Below are 17,734 nucleotides of genomic sequence, written 5' to 3'. Positions count from 1 at the left end.
AGCATTCAAATTACCAATAGCTGTTCCGGATATGATTAAATAAATTCATTGCCAAGCTTCACCTATTTAACACTTGCACTATTTTAATTGAAAAACAATTGCTTAAATCCAATTGTGCTATCTGGTTTACCATGCTCCATGATTTATTTGCTTACAGCAGAATTACAAATACGCCATGTAAAATAACATAAATTTATTTAATGTAAATCATTACAAACATTAATAAAAACTTATGAAAAAAAAATACCACTTTTGTAATTAGTTAATTAAAACAATCGCTCAGCTGAACAAAAGAATAATTAAGTATTTAATGAGTGGGTTAAAAAAAATTGTTGACGGAATTGCTGTATGTCTTAACGTGCTTAAAATTTGCACTGTATTATTTTGCTTTTCTTATATTTTGAATTAGTAAACAAATAGTAGAACGCTAACGATGAAGACAGATGCCTATTGCATTCGCTTAACTTTTAAACAACTAAAAGTTGAGCGGAGCAATTCCTTTTCCTCCATCAATGCCAAAATTTAAGAATTAATAAAAACAAAAATACCACATACACAACTTGTGGCTGTTTTATAGTTTTTTAATTAATTTGCTAAATTCACAGCTTGTAAAAAAACTTGACAAGAGAATTATTTTTAAATTACTTTAGATTGTTTCACGCTTACAATCATCTACGAAGTACATTTTCATTATTCCTCTATTTTTTACTTCAATTTCTCCTCTATAATTACAATCAAAGGCATCTTTGATCAACTTATAGGTATTCTCAGAAATATTAATTTTCCCTGGTTGTGAATTAGATTCCATGCGCGACGCTATGTTCACCGTGTCTCCCCAAATATCGTACGCAAATTTCTTAGTTCCAACTACTCCCGCCACGACCGGACCGGAATTAATTCCGATACGAATTTCAAAACGGGTATCATTCAGAGGATTATTCTTTTTAGAATCCGCAACAAATTCGGCAATTTCAAATGCGGCATGCACCATTTTACATGCATGATCTGCTGTTGGAAACGGTAATCCTGACGCGCACATGTAACAATCACCAACTGTTTTGATTTTTTCTAATTTATATTTTTCCATAATTTCATCAAATTTCGAAAAATAGTAATCTACACTTTCTACTAATCTTTCTGGCGATAGCTTTTCTGCATAATTTGTAAATCCCTCGAAATCTGTAAATAATACGGTAACCGATTCAAATTTTTTGGCTTGTACTTTTCCGTTTTGTTTTAATTCATTAGCTGTTTCTTCCGGTAGAATATTAAGAAGTAGGTGATCTGATCGATTCTTTTCCTCTTCAATAATAACATTGGTTTTCTTTATAAATTTATAGCGTCTGTACATTCCAAAAGCAAGTAAAAAAACGAGTGCCGCTGAAACAGCAGAAGAAATCGCCATAATCTGACTCATTTTTTTTCCTTGGTTTAGCAAGTCGACTTCCGATTGTTTCTGAGAAACTTCATAATCTGTTCGCAAATCAGCCATTTGTTGAACTGATTTGAGGTTAGTGACACTATCCCTGTATGCAATGTGATTCTTATAATATTTAAAAGATTCAGCCGTATTTCCTGCTTTTTGATACAGTTTTGAAAGTTTAAGATTGGAATTACTGATTTGATCTTTCAGCCCATATCTTTGGGCTAACTCCAGACTTCTGCGGGCATAGTTGAGTGCAGTAGTCCAGTCATTTTGTTTTAAATAAATATCAGACATGTAGGTCAGATAATCTGAAATCGCATAGTAATCTTTGAGTTCTTCAAGCATTTTTATGGCTTCACTAATATACTTCTTTGCTAAAGCATCCCTTCCCTGCTCCGCATACACCATCCCTATATTTCCTAAATTGTAGGCAGTACCGCTCAAGTAATTAGCTTTTTTAAAAATCCCACCTGACTCTTTAAAATAGCGCAATGCTAAATCATATTTCTTGTTTTTTGAATATTCGTCTCCTGCGTTGAGTAACGCCGTTGCTAAGCCAACAGGATTATCCGCTTTTCTTAATAACTTGATTGCTTCACCGTAATACTTTTGGGCATTTGTAGAATTTCCCATCACTGAATATACATCTGCAATAGAAGAATATGCGGTTCCTTGGCCAATAACGTATTGGACCTTAGTTGCTGCTTCTTCACTTTTAAAAAAAGCGTCCAAAGATTTATTCAACTCTCCTGTTAGTCTGAGTTTATTCCCCTTTTGAAAATAACCCCTATGCAGGTATAAATAGTTTTTTTCTAATTTTGAAAGTGTGATAAGTTCCTCCGCATATTTTAAAGACAATTTGAGGTTGTTGACTTCGTTAAAAGACAAATTCCGAAGTAATTCTAATTTTTCATAATTTGAAAGATTCCCTTTCTGATAAATTTTCACAAGGCTATCCGCGACTTTTTGCTCTTGTGCTAAAATACTCACCTGAAAAAAAAACACAAAAAGAGAAATTCTAAAAGAATATTTTAAAAAGTGTAATTCCATTATGGATTTATGGCTAATTTTGGATCAATACTAAAACTTTTTAACGAATTACCGGAATTATAAACACTAAAATTGATTGTGTAAATATCTAACTGGCCCCTCAAATTAGTATTATTTTTGACATTGGCGGATGCGTTTCCGGATCTTCCACCTGTTCCACTAATGGTAGTATTGTCGAAGAAATTTACATCACTGATCTCCGATTTGTAAACAATACTGTCGATTGCCACTGAATAGGCACGATCATTTGAAACAGCAACCCACCTTACGTTATAATCGATAAACACAAATGATTTAAAATCTTCTAAAGTTCCATTTGAAGATTTTCCAGAATTATCATCCGATAATGCGCAACAGCTGTCAACTTGATTTTTCGATGGAGCATTCATTCCAAAAAGATTAGCGGTTTGCACCGTCAATGTGATAACTACAGGCTTTGCCATGATTGCTATATTTAAAGGTTAGGAAATTCTATTTTAAAAAACTATCGGTTTAAAAATGGTTGGGGAAACCAAAGAATAAAAAATGCGGTAACTATCTAATTATTAGACAAATATAATAATATATTCTCTAAAATTAAGTAGTATATTTAAAGGATTATAATTCAAATTCATGATTATGAATATTGACCAACAACCAATAGACTGGAAGGAAATATTTCATCCCAAAAATATTGTTTTAAATTTAGTGGGTGTTGCATTTATTACATTGGCACTTAAGGGATTTATGATACCCAATAAATTTTTGGATGGAGGGATTATAGGTATTTCAATATTAATTCATGAAATCACACAAATGCCATTTGGAATTCTTGTGTTAGGCCTAAATATACCCTTCTTGTTCTTAGGGAAAACACTGTTGGGAAAAACGTTTGCGATACAAAGTTTGATCACTTTTTTATTGATTGCAGCAAGTATGACTTTTATTAATATCGATGCCGTCACCACGGATCGCCTTTTAATTGCCTTATTTGGTGGTTGTCTGATTGGGATCGGGATGGGATTGTGCATTCGAAGCGGTTCAACGGCTGACGGTGTTGAAATTCTGGCTTTACTGACTACCCGAAAAATCGGGCTTAATGTATCAGAAGTAATCTTTGCGATGAATACCTTATTGTTTCTGGCGGCTGCTTGGTCTTTTGGTATCGTGACTGCATTATATTCAATAGTTACGTATTTCTCTGCCATAAAATCACTCGATTATATCGCTCACGGTTTAGAACAATACACTTCATTAAATATCATTTCATCCAAAAGTGAAGCCATTAAAACTTTAATAGTAAAAAAATTTGGAAAAGGAATTACAATAATTAAAGGAGAACGGGGTTATTTACCGCATACTTTCGATATTAAAACCGACTGCGATATCATTGTAACTATAGTTACACGGCTCGAATTACTTCGGATAAAAGATGAAATAAGAAAATTAGATCCGCATGCTTTTATGTTTATCCAGTATATCAAAGAAGCGAGCGGCGGAATTTTAAGAAACAAACAGAAACATTAATTTATAAAACAGCTATGATAGAGATTCACTACCGAAGAAACCTCTCATCGCAGTAAAATATTTCTAAATTTAAAAGCTTCTACAAATGAAAAACTGGAATCTATTGTACAATAATGTAATGGATTGTTTGAAATCGCGATTGTCTCCCTTTCTTATTTATCATGACTGGAAACATACACAGTATGTGGTAAAAATGGCAGAATATATTGCATTCCAAGAGCAAATAAATGAGGATGATATACTGCTCATAAAAACTGCCGCACTGTTTCACGATGGGGGATTTATTAATACTCGCAGTGAGAGACACGAAGAAGAAAGCATTCGTTTTGCAAAAAACAAATTACCGCAATTTGGATACACTAAAAAAGAAATTGCAATCATTGTTGGTATAATAAGAGCCACAATAATAACTCAAAAACCAAAAACTAAATTAGAGTGCATTCTTGTGGACGCTGATCTTGAATATCTAGGGACTGATCAATTTGAGCATTTAGGGAATAAACTCTATTTAGAATTGAAGCATTATAATCCTAATCTCAGCTCGGAGGAATGGAACACTATGCAAATTAATTTTCTTCAATCGCACTTTTATCACACCGCCTTTTGCATTCAAAATAGAGCCGAAGTAAAAGAAAAGAATTTGAAGGGTTTGATTGAGCGACAAAAAAGTATATCAAGACAAAAATCAAGCTGATTTTTAGTTAACCTATTTTAAAACATGGCTAAAAGCAATTTTGAACGGATGTTACAACTGGCTGATGAAGTTTTTGCTGTTAAAAATGATTCAGCCCAACTTGATATAAATCAGGAAGTGCTCGAGCGATTAATGAGAATACATCCCGCGACAGTTCAAGAATATAATTATGGGAATGGTCCTGTAGCTTGGGTTTTACTAATTCCTACCACGCTGGAAATAATGCAACAGTTCCTGGATGATACGATATCGGAAAAAGAACTCTTCGAGCAGACACCATTAGCTACAAAATACGAAGCACTATATCTTTGTTCCGCTTTGGTTTTACAAGAATACAGAAGAAAAGGAATTGCAAAGCAACTGACATTACAAGCAATTGAAAGCATAGGAAAAGACCATCCTTTAAAAGCGTTATTTGTGTGGACCTTCAGTAAAGAAGGGGATTTAGGTGCCGAAGCGCTGGCCCGTAGCACTGCACTGACAGTACACAAACGATCAAAATAATGAAAAGTTGTGTCAAAACTCGTTGTTTAGTAATAAAAAAAAGACAATGCCTATCTTACAAAATCGATGTAAAAGCCATTTAGAATAATTTAGTTAGCTGGAAAATTTACTTCCGGTAGTAACAACAAAATCAAAAGCCGAAACAAACTGTTTCGGCTTTGTGATTTATAAAGAATGAGTTTTTAATATGTAGCCATTATTTTTCCATAAGTTTTCACTGAAGTAGGCAGTTTCATCAACAATCAATCCTGATCATTGAAAGTATCAATAAAAAGTATCGGCATTACTGTTTTTTTATTATCCGATTTTCTGTTCATATTAAAATTCCACCACGATTGTACTACTTTTTGATCTTCCATTTCATAGTTTAAATAATCAGGGTAGCCAAACCACATCAATACTTGTAATATCAAATTGCGCCATTAATTTTTTATCGTTAGCTTTCGTCTCATCTAAATTCTTGCTATTTTGATCTGGAGACATATTAATAGTGCCATTCGCTTTTTTTTGCACGTAACTGATGAAAGTAAAAACAACCACCACAATTAGTAATGCTTTTTTCATTTTTAATACTGTTTTAAGTTATTACTGTTTTAAATTTAAATTATTGATAATGAATTATATAAAAAGTTAATTTTATTTAAATAAATTACAATACTATCTGATAAAATTATTGAAAGGCTATTTTAAAAAAAAACAGGAATTATCATGATAAGAAATTACTGTGGGTGCCTTCTTTTGGGGTTTTTTATTAATGAAGTTTAGTCCAAAACCCTGTTGAAAGAAATCGATTTCGGTAAACCGCTTAATTTTTACAATTAATTTTTGAAAAACAAAATTTATCGCTAATTTTTTTTTAATTTGCGAACAAATCCAATATTTCCATAATGATAAATATCACCCGCCTCTTTGATTTTCCCTATTATCAGCAAGAAAAATACAATTCCATTCCGGATGCTTTAGTAAGCAAACAGAACGGTGTCTGGATAAAAACATCGACCCAAGAATATATAGCTAAAGCGAACGCCATATCTAGAGCATTACTTCGATTGGGTATTCAAAAAGACGATAAAATTGCCATCATTTCGTCTAATAACAGAACCGAATGGAATGTTATGGACATCGGTATACTGCAAACCGGAGCACAGACTGTTCCCATTTACCCAACTATTTCCGAAGAAGATTACGAATATATCCTGAACCATTCCGGTTCCATTTATTGTTTCGTTTCGGATGCCGAAGTACTTCGAAAAGTAAACCTAATCAAACACAAAGTCACTACGCTAAAAGAAGTTTATTCATTTAACGAAATAGAAGGCTGCACCAACTGGAATGATTTATTGGTTCTTGGTGTAGACACCGGAAACCAAGATGAGGTGGAACAACGTAAAAACAACGTAAAAACCGAAGATTTAGCAACTATTATTTATACTTCCGGAACAACAGGTAGACCAAAAGGCGTTATGCTTTCGCACAAAAATATTGTATCGAATGTATTGGACAGCGCTCCGAGAATTCCTTTTGAAGCAGGAAAAAGCCGTGCTTTAAGTTTCCTACCTATCTGTCATATTTTTGAGAGAATGATTTTGTATTTATACCAATATTATGGTGTTTCGATTTATTTTGGAGAATCCATTGAAAAAATCAGTGATAACATTAAGGAAGTGAAACCAACTGTAATCACAGCCGTTCCGCGACTTCTGGAGAAAGTATATGATAAAATCTACGCCAAAGGAACAGAATTAACAGGCATCAAAAAGAAATTATTCTTTTGGGCAATTGACTTAGGTTTAATTTATGAGCCGTATGGCAAAAATGGATTTTGGTATGAGTTCCAACTCAAAATTGCCCGCAAACTGATTTTCAGCAAATGGAAAGAAGGTTTGGGTGGAAATTTAGATTTAATGGTTTCTGGAAGCGCTGCTTTGCAACCGCGATTAGCCCGAATTTTTGCCGCTGCTGAAATCCCGGTCATGGAAGGATATGGATTGACTGAAACCTCTCCGGTAATCTCGGTAAATGACATTAGAAATGGTGGTTTTAGAGTGGGAACTGTAGGTAAAGTAATCGACAATGTGCAAGTTATTATTGCCGAGGACGGTGAAATCCTTTGCAAAGGACCTAACGTAATGCTGGGTTATTACAAAGACGAAAAATTAACAAACGAAGTAATTACAAACGGGTTTTTCCACACGGGAGATATTGGGATTTTTGACGAAGACGGATTCTTGAAAATCACCGATAGAAAGAAAGAAATGTTTAAAACCTCCGGAGGAAAATATATAGCACCACAATTAATCGAAAATACAATGAAACAATCGCGTTTCATTGAACAAATCATGGTTATTGGCGACGGACAAAAAATGCCGGCAGCCTTTATTCAGCCAAGTTTTGACTTTATTAAAGAATGGGCCATTATTCACGGAATCGATATTGGAAAAAGCAATGAAGAAATAATTGCCAACGAAAAAGTAATCGAAAGAATTCAGGTGGAAATTGACAACCTGAATGAAAAATTCGGAAATTGGGAAAAGATAAAACGTTTTGAGCTCACACCAGATTTATGGTCTGTGGAAGGCGGACAGTTAACGCCTACATTGAAACTGAAACGAAAAATAGTAATGGAAAAATACATTGATTTATTCCATAAAATATACAACTAGCCGTTATAAAACCAATCGTTATGAAACTAAAAGTCTTGATTTGCTCCGTTATTAGTGTATTCATTTTTTCTAATTGTCAGGAAAAATCAAAGGAAGATTCCGTCAGAGCAAATTATTTAGACTTTTCTAAACGGGACGATCAACTCACTGGCGGCATCAAAATGATTCCGATAAAAACGCCAAAAGGCACGTTTAAAGTTTGGACCAAACGAGTGGGCAACAATCCTAAAATTAAAGTGTTGTTGCTGCACGGCGGTCCCGGTTTGACACATGAATTATACGAGGCATTTGACGGTTATTTCCCCAACGAAAGTATTGAATACATTTATTACGACCAGTTAGGATCCTATTACAGCGACCAACCCAATGACAACAGTCTGTGGACTAACGAACGTTTTGTTGAGGAAGTCGAGCAAGTACGCATCGCGTTAGGATTGGACAGTTCCAATTTTTATCTGATGGGACAATCCTGGGGTGGAATACTAGCAATGGAATACGCTTTGAAATATCAAAAAAACCTGAAAGGCTTGATTATCTCGAATATGATGGCCAGCGCACCTGCTTACAACAAATATGCAGAAGAAGTATTGGGTCCAAAACTTCCAAAAGCAGTTTTTGATCAAATAAAAACATTTGAAAAAAACAAAGATTACACCAATCCAAAATACACCGAACTGCTTTTTAAATATTACTATACGGAACACATTTTAAGAATGCCTGTTGATCAATGGCCAGAATCCATAAACAGAACTTTCAAACACATCAACCCAAATGTGTATGTTTATATGCAAGGGCCAAGTGAATTTGGAATTACAGGAAATGCTTCTTTAAAGAATTGGGATGTCACCGCCAGACTCAAAACAATTAGCGTTCCCACTCTGGTTATTGGCGCCAAATATGACACTATGGATCCCAAACACATGGAATGGATATCTAAAGAAGTACAAAACGGACGTTTCTTGTTTTGCCCTAACGGAAGCCATTTATCACAATACGATGACCCAAAAACTTATTTTCCGGGCGTGATTAAGTTCCTGAAAGATGTGGATAATGGGGAGTTTAGGAAGTCTTAGAAAAAATATTTAGTATATAAAAAACCAACTATTTTACAAATAAAATTCACCCTTTATACATTCTAAATCAATCCCTTGTGAATAATTAGAATTAAAATCTTTAGCAGAAACATAAGCTAGTGCAATTTTGTTCTCGGATTTCATATAAGCTTCGTAAACACTTAATGCAGATATTTTTGGTCCTTGAGAATCAATAATAACATTATATAAATCAATATATTCTATATATTTATTATAAATAATTTCAGAAGTTTCCCTAACATTATACGTGTCAATCTCAATAATTTCACAATACTTGTCATGAACCTTCATATAGGTACTAAAATCTTTATTTCTATTCCCATTGCCAAATTGCCTTCCTTTTTGATAAAAAACAACAATTTTAGAAGGTTCATAAAATTCTATAATCTGATTTAATCTTGAATTATCAAAACCTGCTATTACAAACAATACTAGCTCTTTATTTAAATCAAAAATACCAGAATGTTTAAATAGCAATCTTGGATTTTTGTGATTCTTTGTTAACCAATCTTTACAATAGCTTGTAGGTTTAAAATATATATAGTTTATACTTTCAGCATGCTTTTTTATAAAGAAAAATAATGTCCAAATAGTTTCTCGTGGTATTGTAGTAATATTCAACAAATAATTATTATCCTTCTTTTTAAAATATTCTTCAAGAATATTCCAATTATGGATTGATTCATTATACTTCAATTTAATATATTCCAATCCTATATTCTTTTCTATAGATAAATGTTTAACTTTTTCAATGTTATCTTTCATATTATCCATATCAAGATAATCTTCAAAGCAAATTAAAATAATTTTATAAACTGAAAATTTGCCTAAAGTTAATTCAAGTCCCTTAATAAACCGATCTTCCCAACCTAAAACAGTAATTAATGTGTAATTTTTCATTCAAATTCAATTTGTAACTGTTCATTATTATCATCAAATTCTTCGCTAAATAATGGGATTGCTTTATTAAAATAAGCAGCATCCACAAATGATTTTCCAGAAATAGGGAAATGTGAATATTGTCCGTGAGGATCTAAACCATGCGTTGGCAATAAAAGTCTGTTAGGAACATAGAGATGTAATTTTTTCCCGGTAGCTTTATCGTTTACCGTTCTTCTATACAATAATGTGCTTCTTAAACAAACATCAATTATTGGCATTATTTTACAATCTAAAGCTTCATTACTTTGGGATATAATAAAATTTAACGCCCTAGGCTCTGAAATACTTTCATCATTCAATCTCTTCCTTAAATAAATCATTAGTTGATTAAAGAAATTATTAATTGCTTTAGCAAAATCAATTGAACAATCTTCTATTTCTGAATCAATATTTCTTAATTTATTCCAATAATCATCACTAATAGTTTTTATAATTTCAGATTGTGTATTTGGCGGTATTGAATTAATTAATTTGACTCCTGAGTTGGAGACTTCTTTTTCATACATATAAAAAATGGGAGTAAGTAAATTTCTAATAACCCCCGTTGAAATATCTACAATTGTGTCAAATCCTGAATATTTTGGTAAATTTGATTTTGGAATTCTTCTAAAAGCTATTGCTCTTCCATATTTAACTACATAATCACTTATTTGTGTTCCGGTTGGATTTGGAAATTTTACTTTAGCCAATTCGTGTGCTTTTTCTCTGCCTAGTTTTAAATTTTCACTGAAACTTTCATTTACAGGAAAAAAATCATTAACATTAGAATCTATTCCGGCAATTTTTAATCTTTTATTTATTACATCTTTAGCGAACTTACTAAACTCTGAATCTTTATTGAATAATCTTTTGGTCAAATCAATTTTCACAAAATCATGTCCCTCTAAAATTACTCCTCCATTAGCTGTAATATAAAATGGTTTTATATCAGCGGTTGCTATTTTAAAACTAAATAGTTTGTTATCTCTGAATGAAATCCATGAATTAATTACTTCTTTATGAATTTGACTTAAATCTTGTATATCATCAAAAAATAATGAGAAATGAGAGTTTTTCAATTTTGGAATCCTTTTTAATTGTTCTAAAATTGGGATAATTGTATTATTGAAAGAAAATGAAAAATCAATAAAACTTTCTAAATCTTCATTGATTAGCTTTCGTTGACTTGACATCGATTCTTTACTTACATACAATTTTAATTTATCAAAAATATTTTTTCCATGACTAAAATTAGCATCTAAAATAAATGATATATTATCAATAATTTCTAATTCAATTTCGCTTTCTAATTCTAAACTATCAATAGTTTGAATAAAAGTGTCACAAATACATGAGATTATATTAATACATAAGAAATGTTCAACTACTATATATTTTTTAATTTCTCTTTTATAAAGTAAATGTTCTTTTTTTTCAAATAAGGGATTCTTGCAAGGTATATGTATTCCTATAATTTCCTGCTTATTTTGTACTTCTTCATTAATAAGTTGAATAGGATACGAATAATACATTAATGTTGAAGTTTTCCCACTTCCCCTTACCCCGATTAATAGAATATTTCTCGTTGATTCTAGAAATCTAGTGTAAGTATTATCTTTAATATAAAACTTTAAAAAATTATCAACACTTACATTATTTGGTCTATCAAAAACAAATGGGTTTTCCATAATTAAGTTATTGTAATTATTGAATTAATAATTTTTTCAATATTATAATTTTCATCTTTTTTAGTAAAAATTGTTTCTAATTCAACTCCATCGACTACTTTTAATTCTCCTGGAATAGGATATTTATCTTCAAAAATTATTTGTTTTAATTCAATATCAATAGGTATATGATTTTTCGTAAAATTATATACAACCGAAACTGTTTTAAAGACTTTTAATATTTCAGAATAATATTTTGTGTATCTTCTTTCCTCATCTAATTTATGTGCTCTATAATAAGTAAATTTGAGTAAATTTTTTAATTTCTCTTGCTCATCTTTATTAAAATCTACCGGAATATCAATATTATATGTGATTGAAACTCTACCTAAATTTCTATCGGGAAAAATATTAGTTATCTGTGCATATTTATGGAAAATCATACTTTCTTCACTGTATAATCCTTTATCTATTAAAAATGAACAAGTCCTTTGTTTACCTTCGGCAAGTTCATCTGAAAATCTTAAAATAGATGACAATTCTCTTAATCTAACTAAATTAGAATCAAGATTATCGTCATTCAAATCCTTTAAAGTATCCTTATTGCCCGATTTAGATTTGCCAGAATGAGCACTTGCTCCAGTACTTATTATCCTTCTTTCATTACCATAATTTTGATAATTCGCTCTATATTTATTATAAACTTCCGCAATATTTCGAATAGCCTCATGTCCCTTTCTACCAAAAATATTTCCCACATCATGAAATAAAATCATTAAAGCTAAACAATATATCTCTGTTTCATTAAAATAACAGAATGAATCTTCTCCCATAATTTTATAAGCTCTTGAAAAAACATCTTGTATGTGTTTTTCACTATGATCAGAAAGACTAGGTTCTTGCCCTTTTATTTCTCCAAAAAAACCATCCTCATACATTGCATCTCTTACACTTGCGTATCTTTTAAATAATACGTCAGAAGAATCCCCTTTTCCCCTAAAAAATTTCATCATTTCCTTTTCAAAGGAAGTATCATTCCAACTCATATGTTTTTGTATTCCATTAATTTATCAAAAATTGCTTTAGCTAATAAAGGAGGAACAGCATCGCCGACCTGTTGTTGTTGTTGGTTTATTGGTCCCAAGAATTCGAAATTATCAGGAAATGATTGTAATCTCGCAGCTTCCCTCACTGACAAACCTCTATTTTGTGTGGGATGAATTAACATATTTTTTCTATAATTGCCTATAACTACTGATGGAGAATCATTCGATAATCTTCTGTAAATTCCACCATGACATCTCGAATGATCTTTATAATTACTCATTAACTCATTGGGTATATTTTTCCAATTTCCCCCTTGAGGGATATGCGTATATCGGTCTATGATTAAATCCGAATTTTTAGAAACATAATTATTTTTTACCTTATCGGCATTACACCTCATTAGCTTTGAGTAGTTTGATTCAGATTTTGAATTATATTCTAGTTTATCAGATATTTGTCCATTATTCAAAATTGGTAAATCTGTCAATGCATCACCAACAGTTATGTAAGATTCTAATTTATTTGATGGAAAATCAAATGCAATTCCATTAAGAGAAGCCACTATAAATATTCTTTCTCTTTTTTGAGGTACACCATAATCAACAGAATTTAAGACTTTATAATTAACGGTATATCCTAATTCATTCAAGTCTTTAAAAATTTCATTTAAAAAAAAACCTTTATCAAGATTTAAAAGCCCTTTTACATTTTCAATAACAATCCAATCCGGCATTATTAATTTAGAACATCTTATAAATTCTTTAAATAACCAATTTTTAGGATTTTCTTTAGATTTATTTTTTTGGTTAGAACTAGAATAACCTTGGCAAGGAGGTCCTCCAAAAAGCACAACTTGTTCTTTTCCTCTATCAAAAACAAACTCTTTAATATTAGTAATATCATCAATTACAACAGTCGTTTCTTTATGATTTTTTGAATAAGTTTGTGCTGCATAATAGTCTTTCTCTACTGCAATTTTAACATTGATACCTGCAGATTTTGCTCCTAAAGACATACCACCAGGTCCAGAAAAAACTTCGATTCCTATCATATTCAAAAAATTAATACTAATTTACAAACATAGCTAAATCAAAGTATAATCCCACCAATTAAATTACAAATCCCATTATTTTTCCTTTGCAGGATTCGCGTAAGGGATGGAAGTGGCATCCATTTATAAATCCCCATCCCGAAGCCTCGGGGTGGGGAATTTATAAAAGATACAACGAACAGCCCGACCCGGAGGGATACGCCCAAAGAATATTAATTACTCTTAGAAAACGGTATAATCTCCTCTATTTCAGCGGGGATTTTTTATATTTAATGCTTTTTAACAAAAAAATATTTTAATATATTATGCATGCATAGTATTTTTTATTATATTTGAAATCGATATAGTTACTTATGAAAGATAAAACAATAGATTATATTTTACGTGCCACCTGGCAAGCGGTGGCCAGAATGTATAATGAAGAAGCGTCGAAATACGATGCGAGCATGGCTACTGGATTCGCTTTATTAAGTATTGATAAGGAAGGTGGAACGCCATCGACCTCATTAGGTCCGAAAATGGGAATGGAAGCTACCAGCCTAACCAGAACCCTGAAATCTATGGAGGAAAAAGGCTTAATCATTCGCAAGAAAAATCCCGAAGATGGTCGTGGTGTATTGATTTACCTGACGGATTTTGGTAAAGAAAAAAGAGAATTGTCAAAAAATACGGTTTTGAAATTCAATGAAACAGTGAAACAAACTATTTCGCAAGAGAAACTCCAACACTTTATAGAGGTTGCGGAAACGATTAACGAATTAATTCAAGATAAGAATATATTTAATCACGCGAGCGTCAGCGAACTGGCGGAGCAAACTGAAAAAACAAATACAAACGAAGTTTGAAATAAGCATAATCAACAATTAGTCCTAAAAACTGATTGCTGCAATGCGAATTACATTGGCTCAATAAAAAACAAATATTATTTTATATGAAACGCACAATTAAAAAAGTTGCAGTAATTGGATCCGGAATTATGGGTTCAGGAATTGCCTGTCATTTTGCTAACATTGGAGTTGAAGTCTTACTGTTGGACATTGTTCCAAGAGAACTTACCGACGCAGAAGCCAAAAAAGGGCTTACTTTAGAAAGCAAAATTGTAAGAAACCGATTAGTGAACGAGCATTTGGCTAACTCATTAAAATCGAAGCCCTCTCCTATCTACAATCAGAAATTTGCCAGCAGAATTTCCACTGGAAATACAAGTGATGACATGGCGAAAATCGCTACTGCCGATTGGATTATTGAGGTTGTGGTGGAACGTTTGGATATCAAAAAAATGGTTTTTGAACAAATAGAAAAATTTAGGAAACCAGGAACTTTAGTAACCTCCAACACGTCTGGAATTCCAATTCATTTTATGAGTGAAGGACGAAGTGAGGATTTTCAAAAGCATTTCTGTGGAACACACTTTTTTAACCCTGCGCGTTATTTAAAATTATTCGAAATCATTCCTGGCCCACAAACGGCAACGGAAGTTTTAGATTTCCTTACGGATTACGGTTCTAAATTCCTGGGGAAAACTTCGGTCGTGGCCAAAGATACTCCAGCATTTATTGGGAACCGCATTGGGATTTATGGTATTCAAAGTTTGTTTCATCTGGTTAAAGAAATGGGGCTAACGATTGAAGAGGTCGATAAATTGACTGGTCCGGTTATTGGAAGACCAAAATCGGCTACTTTTAGAACGGTAGATGTTGTTGGATTGGATACTTTGGTACATGTTGCCAACGGAATCTACGAAAACTGCCCTAATGACGAACAACACGAGTTGTTCAAATTACCGGATTTTGTCAACAAAATGATGGAAAACAAATGGTTGGGTAGCAAAACTGGTCAAGGATTTTATAAAAAAGTAGACAAGGATATTTTGTCCTTGGATTTAGACACTTTAGAATACCGTCCGGCTAAAAGAGCTTCTTTTGCAACTTTGGAACTGACAAAAACGATTGATAAACCTATTGACCGTTTTAAAGTTCTGGTGAAAGGCAAAGACAAAGCAGGAGAATTCTACAGAAAAAGTTTTGCTGGAATGTTTGCTTATGTTTCGAACAGAATTCCTGAAATCTCAGATGAATTATATAAAATTGACGATGCGATGAAAGCCGGTTTCGGATGGGAAAATGGTCCATTCGAAATTTGGGATGCCATAGGTGTCGAAAAAGGAATCGAAATCATGAAAGCGGAAGGTCTTGAACCAGCTGCTTGGGTAAATGATATGTTGGCTTCCGGAAGTTCTAGTTTTTATTCTATTAAAGAAGGCGCCACTTTTTTCTACGATATCCCAGCAAAATCACAAACTAAAGTTCCGGGTCAGGATGCCTTTATTATCCTGAACAACATTCGCGAAAGCAAAAAAGTGTGGAGCAACAGCGGTGCCATTATACAAGATTTAGGAGACGGAATTTTGAATTTAGAATTCCAATCTAAAATGAATACAATCGGTGGTGATGTTTTGGCCGCTATCAATAAAGCAATTGATTTATCTGAAAAAGAATATCAGGGTTTGGTAATTGGAAATCAAGCAGCAAATTTCTCTGTTGGTGCTAATATTGGAATGATTTTTATGATGGCGGTTGAGCAAGAGTATGATGAGTTGAATATGGCTATCAAAATGTTCCAAGACACGATGATGCGCGTGAGATACTCTGGAATTCCAGTTGTGGTTGCGCCACACGGAATGACTTTTGGCGGTGGCTGCGAAATGAGTTTGCATGCCGATAAAGTAGTTGCGGCAGCGGAAACGTATATGGGATTAGTGGAATTTGGTGTTGGGGTAATTCCTGGCGGTGGCGGATCGAAAGAAATGGCATTGCGTGCAGCAGATTTGTTTCATAAAAATGACGTGGAATTAAATGTATTGCAAGAATATTTCTTGACTATCGCTATGGCAAAAGTGTCTACTTCAGGTTACGAAGCTTTTGATACCGGACTATTACAACAAGGAAAAGATATTATTGTAGTGAATAAAGACCGTCAGATTGCCGAAGCAAAAAAACACGCACTACTGATGGCCGAAGCAGGTTACACACAACCAATTCGCAGAAGCGATGTAAAAGTTCTTGGAAAACAAGCGTTGGGAATGTTCTTAGTGGGAACTGATCAAATGGAAGCCGGAAAATACATCTCGGAACACGACAAAAAAATCGCTAACAAACTGGCTTATGTTATGGCTGGTGGTGATTTGTCCGAACCAACTTTAGTAACCGAACAATATTTATTGGATTTGGAACGTGAAGCTTTCTTGTCACTTTGTACAGAAAGAAAAACATTGGAGAGAATCCAATTTATGTTAACCAAAGGGAAACCGTTGAGAAATTAATTTTAAAGTAAAAATTAGGAATTATAAATTAGGAATGAGCTTCATCTAAAGTTTATAATTCAAAATTCAAAATAATAGTTATGAAAACAGCCTATATAGTAAAAGCATACAGAACAGCCGTGGGGAAAGCCCCAAAAGGGGTGTTTAGATTTAAACGTCCTGATGAATTGGCAGCAGAAACGATTCAGTTTATGATGAATGAGTTGCCTGATTTCGACAAAAAGCGTATTGACGACGTGATGGTAGGAAATGCGATGCCGGAAGCGGAACAAGGATTAAACGTGGGACGATTGATCTCTTTGATGGGATTAAAAATCGAAGACGTCCCGGGTGTTACTGTTAACCGTTATTGCGCGTCAGGATTAGAGACAATCGGGATGGCTACAGCCAAAATCCAGTCTGGAATGGCAGATTGTATTATTGCTGGTGGTGCTGAAAGCATGAGTTTTATTCCGATGGGAGGCTACAAACCGACTCCGGATTATGCTGTTGCAAAAGCTGGAAACGAAGATTACTATTGGGGAATGGGATTAACTGCAGAAGCGGTTGCCAAACAATATAATGTATCTCGTGCCGACCAAGATGAGTTTGCTTATAACTCGCACATGAAAGCCCTGAAAGCGCAAGCCGACGGTAAATTTGACAAACAAATTGTTCCTATTACGGTAGTACAAACATTTATCAACGAGAACGGTAAAAAAGAAACAAAATCCTATATAGTAAATAAAGACGAAGGTCCCAGAGCAGGGACTTCTGTAGAAGCTTTGGCAGGTTTAAAACCAGTTTTTG

At 33.2% G+C, this 17,734-nt stretch carries 15 protein-coding genes; 8 read left to right on the top strand and 7 right to left on the bottom strand.

Features of this window, described 5'->3' with window-relative positions; all coding sequences use genetic code 11:
• Window positions 1–646: 646 nt before the first annotated feature.
• Together ACP7AT_RS15235 and ACP7AT_RS15230 are read right to left on the bottom strand one after the other, a co-directional pair.
• Entirely contained in the window at window positions 647–2,476 is a 1,830-nt protein-coding gene (locus tag ACP7AT_RS15235) for an adenylate/guanylate cyclase domain-containing protein (RefSeq protein WP_426065282.1), read from the bottom strand.
• Complete coding sequence (locus ACP7AT_RS15230) at window positions 2,476–2,919, bottom strand: hypothetical protein (RefSeq protein WP_426065281.1); 444 nt, start codon at window positions 2,917–2,919, stop codon at window positions 2,476–2,478. The genes ACP7AT_RS15235 and ACP7AT_RS15230 overlap by 1 nt, the downstream gene beginning before the upstream one ends.
• A 175-nt stretch (window positions 2,920–3,094) precedes the next feature.
• Here ACP7AT_RS15230 and ACP7AT_RS15225 point away from each other — a divergent pair, with 175 nt between their 5' ends.
• The 3 genes from ACP7AT_RS15225 to ACP7AT_RS15215 all read left to right on the top strand — a co-directional run bounded on the left by ACP7AT_RS15225 (window position 3,095) and on the right by ACP7AT_RS15215 (window position 5,180).
• A complete protein-coding gene (locus tag ACP7AT_RS15225) occupies window positions 3,095–3,982 on the top strand; it encodes a YitT family protein (protein WP_426065280.1) in 888 nt (295 codons plus the stop codon).
• 85 nt (window positions 3,983–4,067) lie between these two features.
• On the top strand, window positions 4,068–4,676 hold the full coding sequence (locus ACP7AT_RS15220; protein WP_426065279.1) for an HD domain-containing protein: 609 nt from the start codon (window positions 4,068–4,070) through the stop codon (window positions 4,674–4,676).
• A 48-nt stretch (window positions 4,677–4,724) separates the two neighbouring features.
• The gene (locus ACP7AT_RS15215) at window positions 4,725–5,180 is read left to right on the top strand and encodes a GNAT family N-acetyltransferase (protein WP_426065278.1); all 456 of its coding nucleotides are present in this window, start codon (window positions 4,725–4,727) and stop codon (window positions 5,178–5,180) included.
• Between the two features lie 375 nt (window positions 5,181–5,555).
• On the opposite strand, the gene ACP7AT_RS15210 is transcribed toward ACP7AT_RS15215, so the two are convergent.
• Window positions 5,556–5,744, bottom strand: a complete 189-nt coding sequence (locus tag ACP7AT_RS15210) for a hypothetical protein (RefSeq protein ID WP_426065277.1) — start codon at window positions 5,742–5,744, stop codon at window positions 5,556–5,558.
• A 323-nt stretch (window positions 5,745–6,067) separates the two neighbouring features.
• On the opposite strand from ACP7AT_RS15210, the gene ACP7AT_RS15205 reads away from it, so the two are divergent.
• Both ACP7AT_RS15205 and ACP7AT_RS15200 read left to right on the top strand, forming a co-directional pair.
• The gene (locus ACP7AT_RS15205; protein WP_426065275.1) at window positions 6,068–7,843 is read left to right on the top strand and encodes an AMP-dependent synthetase/ligase; all 1,776 of its coding nucleotides are present in this window, start codon (window positions 6,068–6,070) and stop codon (window positions 7,841–7,843) included.
• Window positions 7,844–7,863: 20 nt separating this feature from the next.
• Window positions 7,864–8,916: a proline iminopeptidase-family hydrolase gene (locus tag ACP7AT_RS15200; protein ID WP_426065274.1), complete on the top strand. Its 1,053-nt coding sequence runs from the start codon at window positions 7,864–7,866 to the stop codon at window positions 8,914–8,916.
• A gap of 33 nt (window positions 8,917–8,949) precedes the next feature.
• On the opposite strand, the gene ACP7AT_RS15195 is transcribed toward ACP7AT_RS15200, so the two are convergent.
• From ACP7AT_RS15195 to ACP7AT_RS15180, 4 genes are read right to left on the bottom strand one after another with little or no spacing between them, the layout of a single operon-like run.
• On the bottom strand, window positions 8,950–9,837 hold the full coding sequence (locus ACP7AT_RS15195) for a hypothetical protein (RefSeq protein WP_426065273.1): 888 nt from the start codon (window positions 9,835–9,837) through the stop codon (window positions 8,950–8,952).
• Window positions 9,834–11,546, bottom strand: coding sequence for a hypothetical protein (locus ACP7AT_RS15190; RefSeq protein ID WP_426065272.1), 1,713 nt, complete (start codon window positions 11,544–11,546; stop codon window positions 9,834–9,836). Before ACP7AT_RS15190 ends, ACP7AT_RS15195 begins: the two co-directional genes overlap by 4 nt.
• A 2-nt stretch (window positions 11,547–11,548) precedes the next feature.
• Window positions 11,549–12,571, bottom strand: a complete 1,023-nt coding sequence (locus ACP7AT_RS15185) for an HD domain-containing protein (protein WP_426065270.1) — start codon at window positions 12,569–12,571, stop codon at window positions 11,549–11,551.
• Window positions 12,568–13,623 (bottom strand): DNA cytosine methyltransferase, encoded by a 1,056-nt coding sequence (locus tag ACP7AT_RS15180; RefSeq protein WP_426065268.1) that lies wholly within the window; start codon window positions 13,621–13,623, stop codon window positions 12,568–12,570. The genes ACP7AT_RS15185 and ACP7AT_RS15180 overlap by 4 nt, the downstream gene beginning before the upstream one ends.
• A 353-nt stretch (window positions 13,624–13,976) precedes the next feature.
• On the opposite strand from ACP7AT_RS15180, the gene ACP7AT_RS15175 reads away from it, so the two are divergent.
• The 3 genes from ACP7AT_RS15175 to ACP7AT_RS15165 form a co-directional block, all read left to right on the top strand.
• Window positions 13,977–14,468 (top strand): MarR family winged helix-turn-helix transcriptional regulator, encoded by a 492-nt coding sequence (locus ACP7AT_RS15175; protein ID WP_426065267.1) that lies wholly within the window; start codon window positions 13,977–13,979, stop codon window positions 14,466–14,468.
• Between the two features lie 86 nt (window positions 14,469–14,554).
• Window positions 14,555–16,945, top strand: coding sequence for a 3-hydroxyacyl-CoA dehydrogenase/enoyl-CoA hydratase family protein (locus ACP7AT_RS15170; protein WP_426065265.1), 2,391 nt, complete (start codon window positions 14,555–14,557; stop codon window positions 16,943–16,945).
• 80 nt (window positions 16,946–17,025) lie between these two features.
• Window positions 17,026–17,734: beta-ketoacyl synthase N-terminal-like domain-containing protein (locus ACP7AT_RS15165; protein ID WP_426065264.1), on the top strand; the 709-nt coding region annotated here is incomplete at its 3' end.

The organism is Flavobacterium sp. DSP2-3-1 (genome assembly GCF_049896865.1).
In the GTDB taxonomy this organism is placed as follows: Bacteria; Bacteroidota; Bacteroidia; order Flavobacteriales; family Flavobacteriaceae; genus Flavobacterium.
Note: the sequence above shows the minus strand (reverse complement) of the source record. Positions and strands in the feature narration are given on the sequence as shown.